Below are 19931 nucleotides of genomic sequence, written 5' to 3'. Positions count from 1 at the left end.
CTGACCGGCATGGCCACCCCCAGCACCTCGCCCGGACCCCTGACCGGCTTCACCGTCGGGGTCACCGCCGCGCGCCGCCGTGAGGAACTCGTCGCCCTCCTCACCCGGCGCGGCGCCCAGGTGGTGGAGGCGCCCGTGCTGCGCATCCTGCCGCTCGCCGACGACCTCGCCCTGCGCGAGGCCACCGAGCGGTGCCTGGCCGCCCCGCTCGACTACGTGGTCGCCACCACGGGCGTCGGCTGGCGCGGCTGGATGAGCGCCGCCGAGGGGTGGGGCCGCGGTGCCGCCCTCGCCGAGGCATGCCGGGGCGCGGTCGTGCTCAGCCGGGGGCCCAAAGCCACCGGCGCCGTGCGGGCCAGCGGCCTCGGCGAGGGCTTCTCCCCCGGCACCGAAGCCACCGACGAGCTCCTCACCTGGCTGCTCGCCCGCCCCCTCGACGGGTGCCGGATCGCCGTCCAGGAACACGGCGTGCGGCTCGACGCCTTCGCGGCGGCCCTGCGCGAGCGCGGCGCCGAGGTGATCTCCGTCCCCGTCTACCGCTGGGCCCCACCGGACGACATGGCCCCGGTGCGGCGGCTGGTCGAGCAGACCGTCCGGCGCCAGGTGCACGCGCTCACCTTCACCAGCGCGCCGGCCGTCGCCGCCTTCCTCGCCACGGCGGAGGCCGAGGGCCTGCGCGAGCCCGTCCTCGACGCCCTGCGCGGGGACGTCCTGCCCGTGTGCGTCGGCGCCCTGTGCGCGCGCCCGTTCGCCGACCTCGGGCTGCCGACGGTGTACCCGGAACGCGGCCGGCTCGGCTCGCTCGTCCGCCTGCTGGCGGAGACGCTCCCCACGCTCGGTCGGCGCGAAATCCCTTTGTCCGAGGTGGTGTTGACGCTCCAGGGCAACGCGGCACTGGTCGACGGCGAGAGCCACCTCCTCAGCCCCCGCGGCGCCGCCGTGCTCCGGGCCCTCGCCGAACGCCCGGGCCACGTGCTGAGCCGCGCCGAACTCCTGCGCGCCGCCTGGACGGACGCGAGCGCGGACGAACACGCGGTGGAGGCGGCCGTCGGGCGGCTGCGGGCGGCACTCGGGCCGCACGCGGGACTCATCCGGACCGTGCCCAAGCGGGGTTACCGGCTGGCGGCGGGCTGATGCTGCTGGCCGTGGCGCACGGAAGCCGGGACGCGGCGGCGTCCGCGACAATCCAGTTGCTACTTCGCCGCGTTCGCCGTTTGCGCCCCGAACTGAACGTCCAGTGCTGCTTCCTGGACCTGAACAGCCCGCCCCTGGAGGAGGCCCTCCCCCAACTGGCCCATCGCCGGCCCGTCGTGGTCCCGATCCTCCTCGGCACCGGCTACCACCTGCGAGTCGACATCCCGGCCGCAGTGGCCGCCGCCGGCCTCCCACCCTCCCAGGTGGCCCGCGCCCTGGGCCCGCACCGCCTGCTCGCGGAGGCCCTGGCCGACCGCCTTGCGGAGAGCGGCGCCACCCGCGAAGCCCCAGTGGTCCTGGCCGGCGCCGGCTCCTCCGACCCGACGGCCGTCGCCGACACGACACGGATGGCGAGCCTCCTGGCCACCCACCTGGGCCGCCCGGTCACCCCGGCCCACCTGTCGGCGGCGAGCCCCACCCCCCACGAGGCCGTGGCCGCCCTGCACTCCGAGGGCCACCGCGAAGTAGCAGTAGCGACCTACCTCCTGGCCCCGGGTTTCTTCGCCCGCCGAGCCGCCACGACGGAGGCGAGGTGGACGAGCGCCCCCCTGGCCGCCCACGAGGCCGTCGCCCGCCTGATCCTCCACCGCTACGACGAGGTCAGACGGCGGGCTTGCGAGCTGCCGCGGGGGCGACGGGCACGGGCTGTGGAGGATGCGCCCCCGAAGGGCGGCTCGTTGCGGAACGCCCTCGACCACGGGAACGGGCGCGACGCCTCGACTCCGCAGCCTACGCCTGCTACGACGCGATCCTCCCGGTGCCCGCAGCCCCCGAACGTCTCACCTGGATGTGCGCTCCTCTCGGGCTCTCCACGGAACAGGTGATCACCCCTCGGGAGACCTGACCTCCTACGGCGGGTCGAGCGGTGGAAGGCATGTGGAAGGCAGGGGCCCGCCGCGCCGGGTGCGCGGCGGGCCCTCACATGGCGCGGCGTTACCGGCGGCCGGCCACCGCTCGGCGGTCGGACCGGGCGTCCTCGCCCTGGTCGTCGTCGCCCCAGCCGTCGCTGCGGTCGCGGTACAGGGTGAACCGGTCGTAGAGGGCCGGCGTCGGGACCGGGTTGGCCGCCGTGGCCGGGGCCGAGTGGTAGTAGCTCACCGTGATGGTGGTGCGGCTGCCGGGCAGCACGCCCGGGTCGACGTCGAAGACCGCGACGCCGTAGGGGTGGGTGGTGTCCGGGTCGATCACCGCGGACCAGGCGGCCTTCTCCTTGGCGTCCGGGTCGGCCTTGAAGGTGAGCCGCTGGGTGCGGACGAAGGCCTCGCGGACTCCGTCGCCGTCGGCCGGCAGGTACTTGTCGTCGTGGCCGGCGGTGCCGCCGCCGCCCAGGACGAGGTGGACGGTGCCCTGCGAGGTGTCGATCCGCCGCAGGTCGTCGTCCGCGACGGACGGGGTGAGCAGGCCGCCGGACTCGGTGCCCCGCACGGGGTGGGTGCGCTCGTAGTCGTGGTCGTGGCCGGCGAGGACGAGGTCGACCGAGTACTGGTCGAACAGCGGCAGCAGCTTCTCCCGGATGCCCATGTCGCCGCCGTGGCTGGCGGCGGACGAGGACATCGCGAACTGGTGCATGCTGACGACGATCCAGTCGACCGCGCTGCCGCCCCGGGCCCGCGACAACGTACGTTCCAGCCAGCGCAGTTGGGCGCCATCGCTGTAATCGCTGATGTAGATGGACCGCCCGGTGGCGGGGTCGATGCTGGCGTCGTCCTCGACGGCGATCTCGTTGCCGTCGAGGCTCAGGAAGAGCACCGAACCGACCTGGAACGCGTACCAGTTGCCGCAGTGGTCGCGGGTGCCGTTGTCGGGGAGCTCGAAGCGGGTCAGGTAGGAGGCGTAGCCGAGGTCGCCGCCGCCCGCCTCGACCTCGTGGTTGCCGGGTGCGGGCATCCAGGGCCGGCTGGCGGCCGACTTGGACAGGTTGTTCATGAACGCGTTCCAGCACTGCGGCTGGAGCTGCGGGTTGTTGTTGGCGTACGCGAGGTCGCCGTTGAGCAGGTGGAACAGCGGCGAGAACTGCTCGACCTGGCGGACGGCCGCCGCCCCGTGGATCGAGGACTTCGCGAACACGTTGTCGCCGGTGCCGAGGTCGCCGAAGCTGGTGAAGCGGAACGCGGCCCGGCCGCGCCCGGGGGCGGTGCGGAAGGTGCCGCGCACCGGCTGGGCACCGTCGTGCAGGACGTCGTAGACGTACGTGGTGTCGGGCTTCAGACCGCGCAGCCGGACGTGGTGGGTGAAGGTCTCGACCTTGTTGAGGCCGTCGACGTACGTGCGCGTCTCGGCGTCGACGCTGCGCCCGGCGCCGCCGCGCGGGGTGCCCAGGCGCAGGCGCGGACGGCTCACGCTCGCCGCCGTCGCCCAGGACACGGTCATCTCGGTGGACGGCTCGTCACCCCACTGGAGGTGGACCTGCTCGGGGCCGGGCGTGCCGGCGACGGCGGGCTGCGTCCAGAGCAGGGTGGACGCCGGGATCGCCGCGAGGGCGCCGACGGCCGTACCCGTCCGAAGGACCGTTCTGCGCGAGGGATGTGACACTGCCGCCTCCATGGGCTCCGAGAAACGCCCAGGAGACTCCCACGGCGGACGGTACCGGCGAACCACTTCGGACAGTGCGTCCGGCGAACGCCGGGTGAACGAAACGGTTACTGTGGCCCACGTCCGACGGCGGCAACGCGATCGAGAGGTCCCGCACGTGTCCTCAGCACCGGATTCCCCCGCAGCACCGACCTGGTACACCGTCCGGTGCTTCTTCCGCTGGACCAACTGGAGCGACGCGCCCTACGAGGAGCGGATCACCCTCTGGCGCGCCGGCTCCTTCGACGAGGCGATGGCGCTCGGCGAGCGCGAGGCGGCCGCGTACGCGGAGGACGGCGGCTTCGAACTGCTGCCGCTCACCCAGGTGTTCGTCCTCGACGCGGACGGCGGCCCGGCCCACGGCAGCGAGGTGTTCTCCCTGCTGCACCGCACGGACCTGGCACCGGAGACGTACCTGGACCAGTTCGACCGCGACGGCGGCACCGACCAGCCGTGAGCCGAGGAGCTCCTACACGCCGTAGTGATGGGCGAACGGCCGCCCGGGGCAGGTACGGCACTCGAACAGGCGTACACCGTCGAGGTCGCCGAGGCTCAGGCCCGCGCCCTCCCACGTGACGTCGCGGTCCTCGACCGGGGTCCAGGCCTGCCGGTTGTCGTGCTCCTCGGTGCTGTCCACCGTCAGCAGGTGGTCCATCGGTGCCCCGCACACCTGGCAGGCGGGCCACCGCGGCTCCTGCGACCAGCCGGGGTAGCCGCCCAGCTTGGTGCCCGGCGCGGTGGACAGGTGGTACTGGTAGTTCCAGCCCGTCTCCTCCTCCACCTGTTCGAAGCGGGCGTCCAGGGCGTCCCAGAGCTCGTCCGGCAGATCCCAACTCGCGTACTCGGTCACCGTCTCCGGGTGCACGACGCAAGGGCGCGGCACCTGTCCGTACCAGGCGTCCGCGGGCGTCCGCGGGGTCCGCCGCACCTCCCCCACCTCCTCCGCGGAGCGCCAGTGGACCAGCGGGACGACCCACTGGCTCGCGTGGCGGCGCGGGCACCACAGCACCTGGAGCAGGTCCCGCCCCTGCGGGAAGGGCACGGTGTCCGGCACGTCGGCGCGGAAGATCTGGACGACCGCGACCATCGGCGACCCCGGGTGCTCGGGGCACTCCGGCCACGGCTCCCGCACCGGCCAGAGCAGCGGCCCGCCGACCGAACTGTCACGGCACGTCGGCCGGCCCGCGCGCGGGTGCAGCCGCACGGTCTCCGTGCGGAAGGGCGTGAGCTCGGGAAACAGCTCCTCGACGTTCAAGGGGCGCGGTGGGGTTCGACGGGTCACCCGCGGACGGTACCGGTGCCCGCCCCCCGGGCGCACCGGAGATTCGGCCGGAGCCGCGCAGGAAGTCGGCAGGCCCGACTTCCCGCGCCCGGCTTACGCCGGCTGCACCTACCTCGGCACCGCCACGGCCCGCACCGGAGGCTCGGCGTCGGTGGTGCCGTCCTGGGCGACGACGGTGAAGCGGCCGGGGCCGTCCGGGGCCAGGTCCGACGGGTGGTCCGACTCGGTGCCGAGGACGGCGAGGCTCTCGTCCTCGTGGCCGGTTGCGGTGTCCACGCCGGTCAGGGAGTTGCGGGTCATCGCCCAGACGCGGGTGCCGTCGACGGCCAGGCCGGTCACCTGGTCGCCCAGCCCGGCGGTCCACCGCTTGCCGCCGTCGGCGAGGGAATAGGCGACCAGGCGGCCCGTCGCGTGGCGGCTGTTGTGCTTCGCACCGCCGAAGGTGACATCGTCCGGCTTCTCGCCCGGCACGACGAGCAGGTCGCCCACGACCACCCCCGCGATCTCCTGGTCGACCCTGAGCAGGTCCTTGATGTTCCCCGCCATGCCGCTTCTCCCCCGAGACGTGTCGAGTGATCATGGCAGAGGCCGACAAGCGCAGGAAGTCGGATCCATCGACTTCCTGTGCACCACCCTTCGGCTATGCGAGAGGAGACTGTGGGCCATGGATGCGATCGCTCATGGTGTGCGGGAGTCGGCGTCGCGGATCGGAACGTGGCTCCGGGCCCACGTCCGGTCGGCGCCCGCCGTGCCGGCTGCGGACGTGGCAAGGCTCGATGCGGCGGCGCAGGAGCTCGGGCTGGTGCTGCCCGGGGATCTGCGGGCCTGGTGGGGGTCGACGGGTGTCAGCGCCGACTTCTGGCTCCCTGGGGACTTCGCGCCGACGGGCCTGGAGGAGGCAATGGAGACCCGGGAGATCTGGCTTCTGATCGCCGAGCAGAGCGCGGGTGAGGGAGAGGGTGAGAGCGAGGGTGAGGAAACGTTCCTGCCCGCGTTCATGCCGATCGCGTTGAGCCCCGGCGGCGACGGCCTGCTCGTCGATCTGCGCTCCGGCGAGTGGCAGGGCGCCGTTTTCCTCTGGGATCACGAACGATGGGGCCTCGGCACGCCGCTCTGGGAGGGCGTGGGCTCGATGCTCGCGGACGTCGCCGACGCGCTGGAGTCGGGTGCACCGGCGTTGACGTGGCACGAGGGTCTCGGCGGCCCCGAGAATCCGGTCGTCGCGGCGGTCGACGGGTCCCGCCGACTGGGCTGGAAACCCGCGTGGATCTGACCCGCACCGGACAGACGCAGGACGTCGGACCCGCCGACTTCCTGCGTGCGGAGGCCTCGCCCGGACGGATTACCGTTCCCTGACGTCCCGTCCGCGCCCGCCCACCTCCCGGGCCCACCCGACTAGCGTCGACGGCATGGAGATTCTCGTCACCGGCGGCGCCGGCTTCATCGGCTCCGCCGTCGTCCGCACCCTCACGGCGGCAGGCCACGGCGTGCGGGTGCTGGACGCGCTGCTGCCCGCCGTTCATCCGTCCGCCCAGCCCCCCGAGCTGCCGGACGGCGTGCCCTTCCTGCACGGGGACGTCCGCGACCCGGCCGCGGTGGAGGAGGCGCTCGACGGGGTGGACGCCGTCTGCCACCAGGCCGCGATGGTCGGCCTCGGGCTGGACCTGAACGACGCGCCCGCCTACGCCGGCTGCAACGACCTCGGCACCGCCGTCCTGCTCGCCGCGATGGCCCGCACCCGCGTCCGGCGTCTCGTCCTGGCGGGCTCGATGGTCGTCTACGGCGAGGGCCGCTACCGCTGCCCCGTGCACGGCGACGCCTCACCGGGCCCGCGCCGACCGGCCGACCTCGACGCCGGCCGCTTCGAACCGCCCTGCCCGCACTGCGGCACCGCCCTCGCCCCCGGGCTGGTCACCGAGGACGCCCCCGCCGACCCGCGCAACGTGTACGCCGCCACCAAGCTCGCGCAGGAACACCTGGCCTCCTCCTGGGCCCGCGCCTGCGGAGGCACCGTCCTGACGCTCCGCTACCACAACGTCTACGGCCCGGGGATGCCGCGCGACACCCCGTACGCGGGGGTCGCGTCCCTGTTCCGCTCGGCCCTCGCGCGCGGCGAGGCGCCCCGGGTGTTCGAGGACGGCGGCCAGCGGCGCGACTTCGTCCACGTCGAGGACGTCGCGGCGGCCAACCTGGCGGCCCTGACCGCGATCGACGCCAGGCCGCCCGGCAGCGCCCGCGCCTACAACGTGGGCAGCGGCGAGCCCCGGACGGTCGGCGAGATGGCGTCGGCGCTGGCGGAGGCCTACGGCGGCCCGGCACCGGTGGTGACGGGCGAGTACCGGCTCGGCGACGTCCGGCACGTCACCGCGGACTCCGCCCGCCTGCGCACCGAACTCGGCTGGCGCCCGCACGTGCCGTTCCACACCGGGATGAAGGAGTTCGCCGCCGCGCCGCTGCGCGCGTGACCACGGCGGGCGTGAACCCGCTAGACGGCCGCCCTCGGCGCCGGCAGGGCGATCTCGAAGCAGCAGCCCCCGTCGACGTTGCGCACGCCGGCCCGCCCGGCGTGCGCCTCGACGATGCCGCGCACGATGGCCAGGCCGAGCCCGCCGCCGCTGTCACCGCTGTCGCCGCCCTCGCCCGGGTCGCGCCGGGGCGTGCGGGCGGCGCCGCCGCGCCAGCCGGTCTCGAAGACGCGCGGCAGGTCCTGTTCCGGGATGCCGCCGCAGCCGTCGGTGACGGACAGCACGACCTCGTCCGCCTCGCGCCGGGCGGCGACCGCGACCACGCCCTCCTCCGGGGTCGCCCGGATGGCGTTGACCAGTAGGTTCCCGAGCACCCTGGTGATCTCCCGGCTGTCCACCTCGACGGGCTCGGCCGCCACCTCCCGCCCCTCCAGCCGGACTCCGCGCCGCCGGGCCAGCGGGTAGGCGCCGGCGAGCGCGTCGTCCACCAGGTCGTAGACGGACACCCGGGCCACCGACAGCGACAGCGCCCCCGCCTGGATCCGGGACAGCTCGAACAGGTCGTCGACCATCCCGGTGAGCCGTTCGACCTCGGTGCGGATCCGGACGAGGTAGCGCTCCGGCTCGTCGGCAACGCCGTCCTCCAGAGCCTCGGCCATGGCCCGCAGGCCGGCGAGCGGGGTGCGCAGGTCGTGCGAGATCCAGGCGATCAGCTCCCGGCGCGAGCGTTCCAGGGCCTGTTCGCGCGCCCTGGACTCGGCGAGCCTGGCGCTGGTTGCGGCCAACTCCTCGCTCAGAGACGCCAGTTCAGAGCCGAGCGGATGGTCCGGCGCGGTGAACCCGGCGTCGCTGCCGACCGTCCGGGCCGCCACGGCCAGCGCCCGGCTGCCGGCCACCACCTGGCGGCCGAGCAGGGCGGCGGTGAGCAGCGACACGACGGCCGCCATGCCGAGCACGGTGACGACCACGCCGAAGTCGTGGGTGGACAGGAACATCGCCTGCGCCACCGCGAAGGTGCCCGAGGTCACGGCGAGGACGGTCACCACGGCGACGCTGAACAGCGAGAGCGCGACGGAGCGCCGGCGCAGCAGGCGGATCGCGGCCCAGCCGAGCAGTCCGGCACCGCCCGCTCCGAGGGCGGCGAACAGGGCGATCAGCAGGAGGTCCTTCACGCCGCCGCACCCCCGCGTTCCGGGCCGACGGGGTCGTAGCGGTAGCCGACGCCCCACACGGTGGTGATGAGCGCGGGCGCGGCGGGGTCGTCCTCGATCTTCTCGCGCAGCCGCCGGACGTGGACGGTGACGGTGGAGAGGTCGCCGAAGTCCCAGCCCCAGACCCGCTGCATCAGGTCCTGCCGGGAGAAGACCGTGCCGGGGTGTCGGAGCAGGAACGCGAGCAGGTCGAACTCCCGCAGGGTCAAAGAAAGTTCACGTTCACCGCGCTGGGCCCGGCGGGCCTTCGGGTCGAGGGCGATGTCCCCCGAGCGCAGCGGACCGGCGTCCGGAGCCGCCGCGCCCGCCGGGGCCGCGCCGGCCCGGGCGCGGCGCAGCACCGACTGCACCCGCAGCACCAGCTCGCGCGGGCTGAACGGCTTGGTGACGTAGTCGTCGGCGCCGAGCTCCAGGCCGAGGATCCGGTCGGCCTCGTCCCCCTTTGCGGTGAGCAGCACCACCGGCAGCCCGGCGCCCTCGGCGGAGGCCCGCAGGCGGCGCAGCACCTCCAGGCCGTCGAGGCCGGGGAGCATGAGGTCCAGCACCAGGAGGTCCGGGGGCGCGCTGCGGGCGAGGGCGAGCCCCTCGGCGCCGTCGGCGGCGCGGTCCACGAGGTGGCCGGCGCGGGTGAGGTAGCCGGCGACGACCTCGGCCACGGTCGGGTCGTCGTCGATCACCAGGATGCGGGAGACGTCGTTCACCTCGCCGAGGATAGGAGGTGGCGGCGCCGGGCGGAGACCGGACGGGACGGGCGTTCGCCTTCCGTAAGATCCCCGAGAAGATCCCCGAGAAGATCCCGGACGAGATCACCCGGACGGGCCAGCCGACACGACGTCCGCGTTCCGTAAGGCGCCGGTGCCCCCGCGCGGGGCCCGCCGGCGCCTAGCGTGGCCCGCGTGACCTCACCCACCCCCATTCCCCCTTCCGTCGACGTCGTCCTGCCCTGTCTGGACGAGGCCGCCGCGCTGCCCTGGGTGCTCGGGCGGATCCCGGCCGGCTGGCGGGCGATCGTCGTGGACAACGGCTCCACGGACGGCTCCGCCGAGCTGGCCCGCTCGCTCGGCGCGACGGTGGTGGCCGAGCCGCGGCGCGGCTTCGGCGCCGCCTGCCACGCCGGGCTGCTCGCGGCCACCGCCGAGCTGGTGTGCTTCCTGGACTGCGACGGCTCGCTCGATCCGGCCCAGCTGCCGCGCGTCACGGGCCCGGTGCTGGCGGGCGCGGCGGACCTCGTCCTCGGCCGGCGCCGCCCGTCGACGGCCGGGGCCTGGCCGGTGCACGCCCGGCTCGCCAACGCCGTCCTCGCCCGCCGCCTGCGCGCCCGCACGGGGGCGGCGCTGCACGACCTCGGCCCGATGCGGGCCGCCCGCCGGGAGCGGCTGCTGGCGCTCGGCCTGGGCGACCGGCGCTCCGGCTACCCGCTGGAGATGGTGCTCACGGCGGCGGCGGCCGGTATGCGGATCGCCGAGACGCCGGTGGACTACCTGCCGCGCGCGGGCCGCTCCAAGGTCACCGGGACCCTGCGCGGGACGCGGCAGGCCGTCCGCGACATGCGGGCGGTGCTGGCCGCGCCGCCGCCCACGCTGCTGGTGATCGCCAAGGCGCCCGTCCCGGGCCGGGTGAAGACGCGGCTCACGCCGCCGTTCACGCCCGAGGAGGCCGCCGGTCTGGCCGGAGCCGCGCTCGGCGACACCCTGCACACGCTGTCCACCGTCCCGGCCGGGCTGCGCCTGCTGGTGCTGGACGGCGAACCGGGCGACTGGCTGGCGCCGGGCTGGCAGGTCGTGCCGCAGTCGGGCGGCGGGCTGGACGAACGGCTCGCGGCGGCCTTCGCCCACGCCGCCCGCCTCGCCCCGGGCGCGCCCGCGCTGCTGGTCGGCATGGACACCCCGCAGCTGAGCGCGGCGGGGCTGGCCGAACCGCTGTCCGCCGCCCGGCGCGCGGGCGTCGACGCCTGGTACGGCCCGGCGGCGGACGGCGGATTCTGGGCCCTCGGCCTGGCCCGGCCGACGGCCTCGCTCGCCGCCCGACTCCTGCGCGGCGTACCGATGTCCACGCCACACACCGGAGCTCATCTCCTCGACCGCCTCGCCGCAGTGAATCTGACGGTTCATCATCTTCCGGAGCTCACCGACGTGGACACCGCCGAGGACGCCCGCCGCGTCGCCGCCGAAGCCCCGCACAGCCGCTTCGCCGCCCGCCTCGCCAGAGTCGAACCCGGCGCCGTGGATGACGCGTTGACGATCGCCGCCGCCTCGCAGGTCGACACCCCCTCCACAGCGCCGAACTCGCCCGCCAGGATGCCACGTTGACGATCACCGCCACCACCCCCTGGGTCGACGACCCGTTCGCGGAGGCCGTCCGCACGGGTCATGGCCCGCTCTGGCTCCGCCGCGCCGACGGCCACCGCCTGCGGCTCGACGTCGAACGCTGGTGCGCCCCGGCCGCCGGGGCCGACCACAGCCTGCTGCTGCGCTGCACCCGGCTCTCCGCCCCCGTCCTCGACCTCGGCTGCGGGCCCGGCCGCCTGGTCGCCGCGCTGCTCGAACTCGGCGTCCCGGCACTCGGCGTGGACGTGACCGGCGCGGCCGTCGCCCGTACGCTCGGCCTCGGCGGCGCGGCGCTGTGCCGCTCGGTCTTCGACCGGTTGCCCGCCGAGGGCCGCTGGGGTGCCGCGCTGCTGGCCGACGGCAACCTCGGGATCGGCGGCGATCCGCTCGCCCTGCTCCGCCGGGGCGCCGAACTCATCGCCCCGGACGGCCTGTTGCTCGTCGAGGTGGAAGCCGCGGAGACGGACGAGCGCGCTGTCGTCCGGGTCGAGGGCCCCGACGGCCGCCTCGGCCCGCCGTTCCCGTGGGCCCGCCTCGGCACCCGCGCCACCTTGCGCCGCGCCCGCGCCGCCGGCCTCGCCGAGGCCGAGCGCTGGACCTCGCACGGCCGGCGCTTCCTGGCCCTGCGCAAGTCCTGACCGGCGCGGGGCCCGACCGCCCAGGGCGTGAGCCGAGCGCGGGCACGGATTTGGGCCGGGGTCCAGGGAGCCTTGCAGGACGCCGTTCGTGCGTCACGCGTGCGGCTGTCGCCCAACCGCCTCTCGGCCCCTCGGTCAGGGGTGCCCCGGCGGCACCCTTCGCGGCGTCGCGGCCGAGCCTGCCAGAAGCCCCGGGCGGGGACAAGACCCCAAGACCGACGCCTACCCGGCGTTCCCCACCCACCACGGCGGGTGCCCGGACCTGCACGTCAACGGCACCCGTCCCGTGCCGTCCACGCACCGGACCCACGGGACGGACACCAGCCCCACGGGACCGGCACCCTATTCACACCGCCCGCGCGAGCGTCCACCGAGCGGCCAGCCGGCCGCCCCACCGCCGCACCGCACCACCCGTCACGACGCACACCAGCGCCACCCCGTACGCGGCCTGCTGCGCCTCGATCCCGCCCGTCAGGTAGAGCACCTGCCCCGCCGCCGGGACGGCCAGCCACTCCCACCGCCCGTCCAGCGCGACGAGCGCCACCACCAGCAGCCCGTACCACGGGTAGGACGGCGCCACGACGAGCAGTGCCGTCCCGGTGACCAGCAGCGCACCCGACCACGGCCGCGCCGGGTCCCCGCGCCGCAGCACCCACAGCGCCACCCCGGCCAGCACCGCTCCCGCCGCCCACGGCAGCAGCGCGTCCGGCAGGACCAGCGCCAGCAGCCCGAACCGGTCGATGTGCCCCTGCTCGTAGCCCTCCTCCCGAAGGTAGCCCGGCAGGTACCCGAGCACCCCGGCCCCGGACGCGGCGACGTACGGGACGTACGAGAGCGCGAGCGCACCGACCGTCCACGCCAGCAGCACCGCGCCCTCCCGGACGGACCGGCGGGCGAGGGCCCCCGGCAGCGCCAGCCCGGGCAACAGCTTCACCGCGATCGCAGCGCCCACCAACGAACCCCCCACCGACGAACCCCCCGCCGCCGAGCGCCGCCGCACCGCACACCCCAGCCCGGCCACGAGCAGCAGCGCGCCCAACGTGTCCACGTGCGCGTCGTTGACCGACCACACCGTCACACCCGGGCACCACCCCCACAGCGCCGCCCGCCGGCTCCCCCGACCGGCCACGAGCAGTGCCCCCGTCGTCGCGACCGCGAGCAGCGCCCCGGCCGCCTGCACCCCGCGCACCCCGCCGCCGAACGGGTGCACGGCGAGGAACCACGCCTCCGCGACCGGCGGGTAGATCGTGTGCACGGCGGGCCGGTTGATGTGGGTACAGTCCCCGGCCGACGTCCGCCGCACGTCCCAGCCGGTGCACTCCCCACCCGCCGGCCAGAGCCCCGGATCGCGCAGCCGGGCGAGCGCAGGGTCGTCGGGGGCGTGCGCGTACGGGGAGATCCCGGCGGCCTGCACCCGGCCGTCCCAGACGTACCGGTAGGCGTCGTCGCTGGTGCGCGGCGGCGCGAGGAGGCCGACGGCGGCGACGGCGACGCCGCCTGCGAGCACCAACGGCACGACCTGACGGTCCGCCACTTTCCGCAGCAGTGCGAGCGCGAGCGCGAACAGCCCGGCGTCGACGGCGTACCAGACGAACAGGGGAGCGCGATGGTCCAGCGTGCCGCCGCCGGTGACGGTCACGGCGAGGGCTCCGACCAGGGCGGCGAGGGCGAGGAGGACACGAGTGAACACGGCGCCCACCCTGCCACCGCCGGGCCGCGCCGGGCCGCCGCGACGTGGCGCCGTTCGGATTCCGTAAGCACGTCGGAGCACCGCCGCGGGGCCCCGGACGGGTTCCATGGGCACGTGAATCCGAAGACACCCGAACCCCCCGGCCCGAGCTCCCCCAGCCCGAACTCCCCGGGCCCGAACTCCCGCGGCCCGTACCGCCGCCACGACCTCCCGCTCCCGCCGCCTCCCGACGCCCTGCGCCGCGGCCCGTTCCGCGACGGGACGTTCCGCTCGCCGCTGCACGAGCCGCGCACCGCCGTCGTGCTCGGCCGCTGGCTCGGCGCCGCGCTGCTGGTCTGCTTCCTCACCGGCCTGGTCAGCCATGCCCTCCAGAACCCGCCGACCTGGCTCGTCCCGTACCTCCAGAGCCGGCCGGTGGACGGCTACCGGGCCACCCAGGGGCTGCACGTGATCAGCGGCCTGGCCGCGATCCCCCTGCTCGGGGCGAAGTTGTGGACGGTCTACCCGCGGCTCTTCGAGTGGCCGCCCGCCCGCGGCGTGCTGCACGCGCTGGAGCGGCTCGGCATCTTCGTCCTCGTCGCGGCGATGCTGCTGGAGGTGTTCACCGGGCTGTTCAACACCCTCCAGTGGTACCCCTGGCCGTTCCCGTTCCGCCAAACCCACTTCTGGCTGGCCTGGTTGGCGACCGGCGGCCTCCTCGTCCACATCGCCGCCAAGGGCACCCTCATCGCCCGGCACTGGCGCCGCCCGGCCGTCGGGCTCCCGCAGCGCCGCGCCTTCCTGACCGCCGTGACGGCCGCCGCGGGTGTCGTGACCCTCACCACCGCCGGGCAGACGGTGCCCTTCCTCAGCGGCCTGGACCTGCTCGCCCCGCGCCGCCCGGACATCGGCCCGCAGGGCCTGCCGGTCAACCGCACCGCCGCCCAGGCCGGCGCCGTCACCGCCCCCGCGGACTGGCGGCTGCGCGTGGACGGCCCCCACCCGTACACCCTCACCCTCGTCGAGCTCGCCCAACTCCAGCAGCACGAGGTGGAGTTGCCGATCGCCTGCGTCGAGGGCTGGAGCGCGACGGCCCGCTGGAGCGGGGTCCGGATCGCCGACCTGATGGAGCGTGCCGGTGCCCCGGCCGGGGCCGCACTGCGCTTCACGTCGTTCGAGGCCGACGGGCCCTACCGGGTGATGGAGATGCCGTCCGAGTACGCCGTCGACCCGCTCTCGCTGCTCGCCCTGCGCGTCAACGGCGAGGTGCTGACGGCCGACCACGGCTATCCGGCGAGGGTCATCGCCCCGAACCGGCCCGGTGTGCTGCAGACCAAGTGGATCGAACGGATCGAGGTCGTCTGATGCCCCGCCGGCTGCGCGCCGCCCTCCTGCTCGGCGGCCTCGCCCTGCTCGGCTTCGGCCTTTCCGGCCTGCTCGCCGACTCCTACATCACCGCCCCGTTCGACGTCCTGGTGTGGGCCGTCGGAGCGGTCGTCCTGCACGACGGCCTGTGGCTGCCGCTGCTCTGCCTGATCGGCGCCCGCTACGCCCGCGGCCCGGTGCTGCGCGCATGGCTGGTCGTCGCGGCGGCGGTGACGGCCGTCGGGCTGCCGGCCGTCCTGCGGGACGGCACGGACCACGGCAACTCCTCGGTGCTGCCGCTGCCCTACGGCCGCAACCTGCTGCTGGTGCTGGCCGCCACCGCCGCCGCCGCACTGCTGGTCGCGCTCGTCCGGCGATGGCGCACCCAGGGCCTCAGGCCCCGGCGGCGACGCCCGGCAGACCCGTCGTGAGCCCGTCCAGCGCGTGCGAGCAGACGCAGTCCCGGTCGGCCGGCAGGCTCTCCAGCGCCTTGAACAACACGGTGCGCAGCCGGTCGACGTTCCCCGCGAAGGCCTTCAGCACCTCGGCGTGGGTGACGCCCTCACCGGCCTCCACCCCGGCGTCGAGGTCGGTGACAAGCGCCAAAGACGTGTAACAGAGCCCGAGTTCGCGCGCCAGCACGGCCTCCGGGTGCCCGGTCATGCCGACCACCGACCAGCCGTTTGCGGCGAACCAGCGCGACTCGGCGCGGGTGGAGAAGCGCGGGCCCTCGATCACCACGAGCGTCCCGCCGTCCACCGGCTCCCAGGCCGCGTCGCGCGCCGCGTCCAGCGCCGCTCGGCGCCCGGCGGGGCAGTACGGGTCGGCCATCGACACGTGCACGACCTCGGGGAGCGAGCCGTCCGGCAGCGGCAGTCCGTCGTAGTAGGTCTGTACCCGGCCGGAGGTGCGGTCGACGAACTGGTCCGGCACCAGCAGCGTGCCGGGACCGTACTCCGGTCGCAGCCCGCCCACCGCGCACGGCCCGAGCACCTGGCGCACCCCGAGCGCGTGCAGGGCCCACAGGTTGGCCCGGTAGTCGATCCGGTGCGGCGGCAGCCCGTGGCCGCGCCCGTGCCGCGGCACGAACGCCACCCGGCGGCCGGCCACCTCACCGAGGAACAGCGCGTCGCTCGGCGGCCCGTACGGCGTGTCGACGCGCACCTCGGTCACGTCGTCCAGCAGCGCGTACAGCCCCGACCCGCCGATCACGCCCAGTTCGGCGCGCGGGAGTTGCTGATCGTTCGTCATCGTTCCTGCCCTTCCTCGGAGACGTCCCGGCCACTGTAGGAGGCGGCGCCCCCGGCGGAAGCGGGACCTCGATTACGTCGGTCTTACGGATCGCGGCCGCGCGAAGCCGCTGCGGCCGAATGGCGGCGGGCCGCCGGGGTGGTCCCCGGCGGCCGGGCGGGTGACTTTCCGGACGCGTCGGCAACCATCCGCCCCACCTGGCGTGCGTCGGTGGACATGCGCCTTCTCCGGACGGCGCACGCCCTGTCCCCGGACCTGAGAGCCGCCCATGCCTCCCACCGCCCGTCTCCGCAGCATCGTCCCCACCGCCCTCTGCGCCCTGGCCGTCGCCCTCGCGGCCCCCGCGGCGCAAGCCGCGCCCCCGGGCGGCGGCCACGGGGCCGACCCCGTCGGGAGGTACGACTGGGAGAACGTGGCGGACTGCGAGAGCAGCCACAACTGGCACATCAACTCCGGCAACGGCTACTTCGGCGGCCTCCAGTTCGACAACCCCACCTGGCGCGAGAACGGCGGCCTCGCCTACGCCCCGCGCGCCGACCTCGCCACCCGAGAGGAGCAGATCGCCGTCGCCACCGTGCTCGCCGAGCGCCGCGGCCTGAGCCCATGGCCGGTCTGCGGCGCCCGCGCGACCCGCGACCACGACCGGAACCGCGACCGAGACCGGAGCCGCGACCGAGACCGGACCCGCGACCACGACCGGGAGCACGCCCGCGGCACCGCCCTGCCGCCGCCGGCCGCCCCGGCCACCGCGCTCGCCGACGGCGAGTGGCGGGTCGGCCAGGACGACACCCTGTTCGGTCTCGCGGACACCCTCCGCCTCCCCGGCGGCTGGCCCGCGCTCTACGAGGCCAACCGCGACGTCGTGGGCGACGACCCCGACCTCATCCAGCCCGGCATGGTCCTGCGCCTGCCGTCCTGAACCCCCGCCGGACGCCAAGCCGCCCACGCCCCGCCACTGGGGCGTGGGCGGTGCCGTCACGCGGGCTCCGCCACGAGGACGTGCAGCCCCCGCGCCCCCACATCGCTGTGCCGGACGGCCAGGCCCGCAGCCGTGCACTGCTCCTCGACCCACGCCGGGGCGAGCCGCAGCTTCGGGTAGCTGCTGACCTCCTGCGTCCACGTCCCGCCGCTGCGGATGTGGACCAGGTCGTTCACCAGGGCGGTGTCCTCGTCCGGGTACTCCAGCACACAGGTCATGATCCGGTCCTCGGTGGCCCGCACCGGGAGGAAGCGGTCAGTGCCGGTGAGCGGCCGGGTCAGGTCGCGGAAGGACAGGACGAGCCGCCCGCCCGGCGCGAGCGCGAGCGCCGCGTCCCGCAGCAGCGCGACGACGTCCTGCCGCCTCGGGAGGTGCGTGAGCGTGTCCCCCATGCACACCACCGCGGCCACCGTGCCCGGCGCGGTGTGTGCCGGCAGGGCACCCCGCAGGTCCGCCAGGACCGGCCGCACGGCGTCCTCGTGCCCGGTCTTCGTCGCCAGCCCCGTCAGTTCGTCGAGCAGCCGCGCGCTCGTGTCGACGGCGAGGACCGTCCCGTAGCCCAGCGCGGCGAGGGCGAGGCTCTGCGGCCCCGGACCCGCCCCGAGGTCCACGGCGAGCCGTCCGGGACCGTCCGCCCGCACGCCGAGCCCGGCGAGCAGCTCGGCCTGGGCGTCGGCGAGGGCCGGGACGTCTCCGCCGAGCATCCAGGTGTAGTGGGCGGCGAGGAGCCGGTCGTAGTGCTCGGGCGCGGTGTTCATGGCGGTGCCTTCCGTCCGAAGTTCCTGTCCCTGACGGCATGTTAGGAACTCCTGTTCCCGGCGGACCGAGCACCCCCGGGAAAGCGGTCGGCCCGCCCGGTCACCAGGACCGGACGGGCCGACGGAGGGCGCCGCGCTACCCGACGTGGACGCGCGGGCGGCGCGTCCGGTCCGGCTCCGCCTCGCGCAGCACCTCGCGGGTGACCGGGGCCACCTCGCCCTGGCCGAACAGGAAGAACCGCAGGAACTGGGCGAACGGGTTGCCCTCGGTCCACTCGAAGTACAGGTGCGGCCGCTGGCCCGTGCGGTCCCGGACGGTGAGCGCCAGGGCGGCGATCGCGTTCGGGACGCTGGAGCTCTCCAGCGTCAGCACCCGGTAGCGCCCGTGCAGCACCTCGCCGCGGACGGTCAGCTCGGACTCGAAGTCCGAGGCGTCGCGGACCGTCACCTCGACGAACACCAGGTCGTCCTCGCCCGGGATGTCGTTGTCGGCGCGGATCTGGCGGATCTTGTCGCGGTACTCGGCGACGTCCCGGTGGGTCGGCTCGTTGGCGATCAGGCGCAGCGGCCGGTGCGCGTAGTCGCGGATGAAGCGCTCGGCGACGTCGTCCAGGGTCACGTCGGTGACGCGCAGCTCGAAGGCCCGCTTGAGCCGGGAGAGCAGCGACACCAGGATGATGCCGGCGATGAAGCAGGCACCGATCTTGACGCCGTCCGGTCGCTCCATGGTGTTGATCACCGTGGTGTACAGGAAGACGGCCGAGATGATCCCGAAGGCCGTGGTCCAGCCGCGCTGGCGCTTCTTGTAGGCGGCGATGGTCACGGCGATGGCCGCCGAGCTGATCAGCACGAGCACGCCGGTGGCGTAGGCGCCGCCCTGGGCGTCGACGTTGGCGTCGAACAGCCAGGTGATCAGGAAGCCGACGAGGGTGAGGACGATCACCATCGGACGGACGGCGCGCGCCCAGTGCGGGGCCATGCCGTAGCGCGGCAGGTAGCGGGGCAGCAGGTTGAGCATGCCCGCCATGGCGGAGGCGCCGGCGAACCACAGGATCGCGATCGTGGACAGGTCGTAGACGCTGCCGAAGGCGCCGCCCAGGTACTGGTGCGCGAGGAAGGCGAGGGCGCGGCCGTTGGCCTCGCCGCCGGCCTCGAACTCCTTGGCCGGGATGAGCAGCGTGCAGATGAAGCTGGTGGCGATCAGGAAGCTGCTCATGATCACGGCGGCGGTGGTCAGCAGCTTGCGGGTGCCGCGGATCCGGCCGGCCGGGTTCGCCTCGGTGTCCTCCGCCCCGCCCTCGATGTGCGGCATGACGGCGACGCCGGTCTCGAACCCGGACATGCCGAGCGCGAGCTTGGGGAACACGACCAGCGCGACGCCGATCATGACGAACACGTTGCCGTGCTGGACGGTCAGCGCGTTCGACCAGTCGGTGACGACGTGCGGGGCCTGGATGATCTTCCAGACGCCGACCGCGACGACGACCACGTTGAGCGCCAGGTAGACCACGACCAGGCCGACGGCCAGGCCGATCGCCTCGCTGAAGCCCTTCAGGAACACCGCGCCGAGCAGCGCGACCAGGATCAGCGTGATCAGCATCTGCTTGCCGCCGAGGACGCTGTTCAGGTGCGGGTTCTCGACCAGGTGCGCGCTGGCGTCGGCGGCCGAGAGCGTGATCGTGATGATGAAGTCCGTCGCCGCGAAGCCGAGCAGGGCGAGCACGAAGAGCTTGCCCTTCCAGAACGACAGCAGCCGCTCCAGCATCGCGATCGATCCCTCGCCGCGCGGGCTCTCCTGGGCCACCCGCCGGTAGACCGGCAGCGCGCCCAGCAGGGTCACGATCACCAGCACGATCGTGGCGATCGGCGACAGCAGGCCGGCCGCGAGGGCGGCGATGCCCGGCTGGTAGCCGAGCGTCGAGAAGTAGTCCAGGCCGGTGAGGCACATCACCCGCCACCAGCGCTGGCCCTGGTGACCGCCGTGCGCCTCCCCGCTCTCCTGCCCGCTCTGGTCACCCTGCGTGTCCTTGGCCACGGACGCGTCGGCCAGCAGCCAGTTGCGGAGGCGTATTCGCGCCGACGGCGCGGCCACCTCCGGGAGCGCCGCGACCTGCGCCGTCCCCGTCTCCGTCGAACCCGACGAAACCACCTTGCACCTCTTGTTCAAGACCCCGTAAAAGCGCCGTCGGGCGACGGCAGTGCGCCAGGCTATGCGACCGGC

The 19931-nt window shown here is 74.8% G+C and carries 19 protein-coding genes and 1 pseudogene; 11 read left to right on the top strand and 9 right to left on the bottom strand.

Going from position 1 to position 19931, the window contains the following annotated elements:
• The first annotated feature begins 9 nt into the window (after window positions 1-9).
• Together AB0C76_RS29570 and AB0C76_RS29565 are read left to right on the top strand one after the other, a co-directional pair.
• On the top strand, window positions 10-1134 hold the full coding sequence (locus AB0C76_RS29570; protein ID WP_359971437.1) for a uroporphyrinogen-III synthase: 1125 nt from the start codon (window positions 10-12) through the stop codon (window positions 1132-1134).
• A complete protein-coding gene (locus tag AB0C76_RS29565) occupies window positions 1134-2018 on the top strand; it encodes a sirohydrochlorin chelatase (RefSeq protein ID WP_359971435.1) in 885 nt (294 codons plus the stop codon). The genes AB0C76_RS29570 and AB0C76_RS29565 overlap by 1 nt, the downstream gene beginning before the upstream one ends.
• Window positions 2019-2127: 109 nt before the next feature.
• On the opposite strand, the gene AB0C76_RS29560 is transcribed toward AB0C76_RS29565, so the two are convergent.
• Window positions 2128-3726, bottom strand: coding sequence for a metallophosphoesterase family protein (locus AB0C76_RS29560; protein WP_359971433.1), 1599 nt, complete (start codon window positions 3724-3726; stop codon window positions 2128-2130).
• Between the two features lie 157 nt (window positions 3727-3883).
• Between AB0C76_RS29560 and AB0C76_RS29555 the strand changes: the two genes are divergently transcribed.
• Complete coding sequence (locus AB0C76_RS29555; RefSeq protein ID WP_359971431.1) at window positions 3884-4222, top strand: hypothetical protein; 339 nt, start codon at window positions 3884-3886, stop codon at window positions 4220-4222.
• Between the two features lie 12 nt (window positions 4223-4234).
• On the opposite strand, the gene AB0C76_RS29550 is transcribed toward AB0C76_RS29555, so the two are convergent.
• A complete protein-coding gene (locus AB0C76_RS29550) occupies window positions 4235-5047 on the bottom strand; it encodes a DUF1963 domain-containing protein (RefSeq protein WP_359971429.1) in 813 nt (270 codons plus the stop codon).
• Between the two features lie 108 nt (window positions 5048-5155).
• Entirely contained in the window at window positions 5156-5593 is a 438-nt protein-coding gene (locus AB0C76_RS29545) for a hypothetical protein (RefSeq protein ID WP_359971428.1), read from the bottom strand.
• A 118-nt stretch (window positions 5594-5711) separates the two neighbouring features.
• Between AB0C76_RS29545 and AB0C76_RS29540 the strand changes: the two genes are divergently transcribed.
• Both AB0C76_RS29540 and AB0C76_RS29535 read left to right on the top strand, forming a co-directional pair.
• Window positions 5712-6320 carry an SMI1/KNR4 family protein gene (locus AB0C76_RS29540; protein ID WP_359971426.1) on the top strand — a complete coding sequence of 203 codons (609 nt, stop codon included), beginning with the start codon at window positions 5712-5714 and terminating at the stop codon, window positions 6318-6320.
• Window positions 6321-6456: 136 nt separating this feature from the next.
• Window positions 6457-7512 carry an NAD-dependent epimerase/dehydratase family protein gene (locus AB0C76_RS29535; RefSeq protein ID WP_359971424.1) on the top strand — a complete coding sequence of 352 codons (1056 nt, stop codon included), beginning with the start codon at window positions 6457-6459 and terminating at the stop codon, window positions 7510-7512.
• 20 nt (window positions 7513-7532) lie between these two features.
• Here the strand turns inward: AB0C76_RS29535 and AB0C76_RS29530 are convergent, their stop codons facing one another.
• Window positions 7533-8684, bottom strand: a complete 1152-nt coding sequence (locus AB0C76_RS29530) for a HAMP domain-containing sensor histidine kinase (protein ID WP_359971422.1) — start codon at window positions 8682-8684, stop codon at window positions 7533-7535.
• The gene (locus AB0C76_RS29525) at window positions 8681-9424 is read right to left on the bottom strand and encodes a response regulator transcription factor (protein WP_359971421.1); all 744 of its coding nucleotides are present in this window, start codon (window positions 9422-9424) and stop codon (window positions 8681-8683) included. The genes AB0C76_RS29530 and AB0C76_RS29525 overlap by 4 nt, the downstream gene beginning before the upstream one ends.
• A gap of 195 nt (window positions 9425-9619) precedes the next feature.
• Here AB0C76_RS29525 and AB0C76_RS29520 point away from each other — a divergent pair.
• From AB0C76_RS29520 to AB0C76_RS29510, 3 genes and pseudogenes are all read left to right on the top strand, one after another.
• Window positions 9620-10297: pseudogene (locus AB0C76_RS29520) on the top strand (glycosyltransferase family 2 protein); the annotation flags it as partial.
• Window positions 10271-11032, top strand: a complete 762-nt coding sequence (locus tag AB0C76_RS29515) for a DUF2064 domain-containing protein (RefSeq protein ID WP_359971489.1) — start codon at window positions 10271-10273, stop codon at window positions 11030-11032. The pseudogene AB0C76_RS29520 and the gene AB0C76_RS29515, both read left to right, overlap by 27 nt.
• On the top strand, window positions 11029-11688 hold the full coding sequence (locus AB0C76_RS29510; RefSeq protein WP_359971419.1) for a class I SAM-dependent methyltransferase: 660 nt from the start codon (window positions 11029-11031) through the stop codon (window positions 11686-11688). Before AB0C76_RS29515 ends, AB0C76_RS29510 begins: the two co-directional genes overlap by 4 nt.
• 346 nt (window positions 11689-12034) lie before the next feature.
• Here the strand turns inward: AB0C76_RS29510 and AB0C76_RS29505 are convergent, their stop codons facing one another.
• A complete protein-coding gene (locus AB0C76_RS29505; protein WP_359971417.1) occupies window positions 12035-13378 on the bottom strand; it encodes a glycosyltransferase 87 family protein in 1344 nt (447 codons plus the stop codon).
• A gap of 234 nt (window positions 13379-13612) precedes the next feature.
• Here AB0C76_RS29505 and AB0C76_RS29500 point away from each other — a divergent pair, with 234 nt between their 5' ends.
• Together AB0C76_RS29500 and AB0C76_RS29495 are read left to right on the top strand one after the other, a co-directional pair.
• The gene (locus AB0C76_RS29500) at window positions 13613-14722 is read left to right on the top strand and encodes a molybdopterin-dependent oxidoreductase (protein WP_359971487.1); all 1110 of its coding nucleotides are present in this window, start codon (window positions 13613-13615) and stop codon (window positions 14720-14722) included.
• A complete protein-coding gene (locus tag AB0C76_RS29495) occupies window positions 14722-15153 on the top strand; it encodes a hypothetical protein (RefSeq protein WP_359971415.1) in 432 nt (143 codons plus the stop codon). The genes AB0C76_RS29500 and AB0C76_RS29495 overlap by 1 nt, the downstream gene beginning before the upstream one ends.
• On the opposite strand, the gene AB0C76_RS29490 is transcribed toward AB0C76_RS29495, so the two are convergent.
• Window positions 15116-15973 carry an S-methyl-5'-thioadenosine phosphorylase gene (locus AB0C76_RS29490; RefSeq protein ID WP_359971414.1) on the bottom strand — a complete coding sequence of 286 codons (858 nt, stop codon included), beginning with the start codon at window positions 15971-15973 and terminating at the stop codon, window positions 15116-15118. The genes AB0C76_RS29495 and AB0C76_RS29490 overlap by 38 nt on opposite strands.
• 268 nt (window positions 15974-16241) lie before the next feature.
• Here AB0C76_RS29490 and AB0C76_RS29485 point away from each other — a divergent pair, with 268 nt between their 5' ends.
• Window positions 16242-16892, top strand: a complete 651-nt coding sequence (locus tag AB0C76_RS29485) for a transglycosylase family protein (protein WP_359971412.1) — start codon at window positions 16242-16244, stop codon at window positions 16890-16892.
• Between the two features lie 56 nt (window positions 16893-16948).
• On the opposite strand, the gene AB0C76_RS29480 is transcribed toward AB0C76_RS29485, so the two are convergent.
• Both AB0C76_RS29480 and AB0C76_RS29475 read right to left on the bottom strand, forming a co-directional pair.
• Window positions 16949-17710 (bottom strand): class I SAM-dependent methyltransferase, encoded by a 762-nt coding sequence (locus tag AB0C76_RS29480; protein ID WP_359971410.1) that lies wholly within the window; start codon window positions 17708-17710, stop codon window positions 16949-16951.
• 136 nt (window positions 17711-17846) lie between these two features.
• On the bottom strand, window positions 17847-19745 hold the full coding sequence (locus AB0C76_RS29475; protein WP_359971485.1) for an amino acid transporter: 1899 nt from the start codon (window positions 19743-19745) through the stop codon (window positions 17847-17849).
• Window positions 19746-19931: the final 186 nt, after the last annotated feature.

Origin of the sequence: Kitasatospora sp. NPDC048722, from assembly GCF_040650235.1 — a bacterium.
GTDB lineage: Bacteria > Actinomycetota > Actinomycetes > Streptomycetales > Streptomycetaceae > Kitasatospora.
Note: the sequence above shows the minus strand (reverse complement) of the source record. Positions and strands in the feature narration are given on the sequence as shown.

What these genes read in the sequence shown, in the direction of transcription:
- AB0C76_RS29570 (WP_359971437.1), top strand. Translation starts at nt 10, where the DNA reads ATGGCCACCCCCAGCACCTCGCCCGGACCCCTGACCGGCTTCACCGTC.
- AB0C76_RS29565 (WP_359971435.1), top strand. Translation starts at nt 1,134, where the DNA reads ATGCTGCTGGCCGTGGCGCACGGAAGCCGGGACGCGGCGGCGTCCGCG.
- AB0C76_RS29545 (WP_359971428.1), bottom strand. Translation starts at nt 5,593, where the DNA reads ATGGCGGGGAACATCAAGGACCTGCTCAGGGTCGACCAGGAGATCGCG.
- AB0C76_RS29540 (WP_359971426.1), top strand. Translation starts at nt 5,712, where the DNA reads ATGGATGCGATCGCTCATGGTGTGCGGGAGTCGGCGTCGCGGATCGGA.
- AB0C76_RS29535 (WP_359971424.1), top strand. Translation starts at nt 6,457, where the DNA reads ATGGAGATTCTCGTCACCGGCGGCGCCGGCTTCATCGGCTCCGCCGTC.
- AB0C76_RS29515 (WP_359971489.1), top strand. Translation starts at nt 10,271, where the DNA reads ATGCGGGCGGTGCTGGCCGCGCCGCCGCCCACGCTGCTGGTGATCGCC.
- AB0C76_RS29495 (WP_359971415.1), top strand. Translation starts at nt 14,722, where the DNA reads ATGCCCCGCCGGCTGCGCGCCGCCCTCCTGCTCGGCGGCCTCGCCCTG.
- AB0C76_RS29490 (WP_359971414.1), bottom strand. Translation starts at nt 15,973, where the DNA reads ATGACGAACGATCAGCAACTCCCGCGCGCCGAACTGGGCGTGATCGGC.
- AB0C76_RS29485 (WP_359971412.1), top strand. Translation starts at nt 16,242, where the DNA reads ATGCCTCCCACCGCCCGTCTCCGCAGCATCGTCCCCACCGCCCTCTGC.
- AB0C76_RS29480 (WP_359971410.1), bottom strand. Translation starts at nt 17,710, where the DNA reads ATGAACACCGCGCCCGAGCACTACGACCGGCTCCTCGCCGCCCACTAC.